At 64.1% G+C, this 1,410-nt stretch carries 1 protein-coding gene; it reads right to left on the reverse strand.

What is annotated here, in order from left to right; translation table 11 throughout:
• Window positions 1–59: 59 nt before the first annotated feature.
• On the reverse strand, window positions 60–1,292 hold the full coding sequence (locus AB0P18_RS16210) for an IS256 family transposase (protein ID WP_183321849.1): 1,233 nt from the start codon (window positions 1,290–1,292) through the stop codon (window positions 60–62).
• Window positions 1,293–1,410 lie beyond the last annotated feature (118 nt).

Raw genomic sequence — 1,410 nt, forward strand, 5'->3', positions numbered from 1 at the left:
GGCCACGTCCCGCTGAGTGGTGGTCTTTCGTTTCCACGCGATGATCAGCTGGCTGCAGTCTAGGCGGCCGTGATCTCGGGCAGCATCACCGCGTCCTCGACCGAGCTGGTGGCGGTGAGTTCGGCCATGGACGCTTCGGAAAAGTAACGGCGGTCGCCAGCTTCCCATTCGTCGTGCTGCTCGATCAAAACGGCGCCGGTCAGGCGCAGCAGGCTGGCAGTGTTCGGGAACACTCCGACGACGTCGGTGCGACGTTTGATCTCACGGTTCAGCCGTTCCAGCGGATTCGTCGACCAGATCTGCCGCCAATGCCGGGCGGGGAAGTGCTTGAACGCCAGCACGTCGGCTCGGGCATCGTGGAGCATCTGGGCAGCCTTGGGGTGAACGCGGTCGATCATGCGAGCAACCTCCTCGAACTGCGCGTCAATATGCTCAGCGTCGGGTTGGGCGAAGATCGTGCGGATGATCGAGGCCACCATCTCCTGCCGACCCTTAGGCAGGACGGTGAGCACGTTGCGCATGAAATGCACGCGGCACCGCTGCCAGGCCGCTCCCTGCACCACCACCGCGATAGCTGCTTTCAAACCCGCGTGCGCGTCGGAGATCACCAGCTTCACCCCGGAAAGCCCTCGAGCTTTCAACGATCGCAGGAACGCTTTCCAGAACTCCTCCGTTTCGCTGTCGCCCACGTCAAAGCCGAGCACCTGACGGTGCCCGTCAGCGGTGATCCCGATCGCGACCACAACCGCTTGAGACACCACCCGCCCGTCGATGCGAACCTTGCAATAGGTGGCGTCCAAGAAGACGTAGGGGTAGGCGATCTGAGACAGGGATCGGTCGCGGAATGCCGCAACCGTCGCGTCCAGGCCGGCGCAGATGCGAGACACCTCGGACTTCGAGATGCCCGTGTCGGCGCCGAGCGCCTTGACCAGATCGTCAACCTTGCGGGTGGAGACGCCGTGCAGGTAGGCCTCCATCACCACGGCGAACAGCGCCTGATCGACCCGGCGGCGCCGCTCCAACAACGACGGAAAGAAACTGCCGGCCCGCAGCTTCGGGATCCGCAACTCCAGATCTCCCGCAGTGGTCGACAGGGTGCGCAACCTCGCCCCGTTGCGAGTCGCAACGCGCTCGGCGGTGCGCTCGTAGGGTCCGGCGCCGATCACCGACGCGGCTTCGGCGTCGATCAGTTCTTGGTAGAGCCGTTCGGTCATCTGACGGATGCGGTCGGTGGTGTCGGTGAGTTTCAGCTCGGCGAGCAGCTGAAGCAGGGCAGACTGATTGAGGGCCATCGTGCGATCTCCTGTCGTGAGTAACTTGGTCGTTCTCACTGACCATCGCACGGTGGCCCCTCACGTCAACGACACGACGCTCAGGGCCGGAAAGTCCACCACCCCACGGGACTCAGGC

Source organism: Microbacterium sp. NPDC064584, from assembly GCF_040687315.1.
Classification (GTDB): Bacteria; Actinomycetota; Actinomycetes; order Actinomycetales; family Microbacteriaceae; genus Microbacterium; species Microbacterium lacus.

What these genes read in the sequence shown, in the direction of transcription:
- AB0P18_RS16210 (WP_183321849.1), bottom strand. Translation starts at nt 1,292, where the DNA reads ATGGCCCTCAATCAGTCTGCCCTGCTTCAGCTGCTCGCCGAGCTGAAA.